This is a genomic window from Gilvimarinus sp. 1_MG-2023 (genome assembly GCF_030548285.1).
This window is the reverse complement of record NZ_JAUOSC010000301.1, coordinates 1-383: the sequence shown is the minus strand read 5'-3', so window position 1 is coordinate 383 and position 383 is coordinate 1. Positions and strand designations below refer to the sequence as shown.

The 383-nt window shown below is 57.2% G+C and carries 1 pseudogene; it reads left to right on the top strand.

Annotation, left to right across the window (positions count from 1 at the left end):
- Window positions 1-383 (top strand): annotated as a pseudogene (locus Q4563_RS16890) (ATP-dependent DNA helicase RecG); the annotation flags it as partial.

The following is a 383-nucleotide window of genomic DNA, read 5'->3' as shown; positions in this document are numbered from 1 at the left end:
GGCCAGGCCCAGCTGATTGTTGGTACGCACGCGCTGTTTCAGGAAGAAGTGCATTTTCATCGTCTGGCACTGGTGATTGTTGATGAGCAGCATCGCTTTGGTGTCCACCAGCGTCTGGCACTGAAAGACAAGGGGAATCTCGATGGCTTGTCACCACACCAGTTGATCATGACTGCCACTCCCATTCCCCGTACCCTGGCCATGAGTGCCTACGCCGACCTGGATACCTCCATCATTGACGAACTGCCACCAGGGCGCAGCCCGATTACCCCCGTCGTGGTATCCGACCAGCGCCGCGAAGAAGTGATTCAGCGAGTCGATCATGCCTGTCGTGAGCAGGCCCAGGCCTACTGGGTCTGTACCCTGATTGAAGAAAGTGAGGC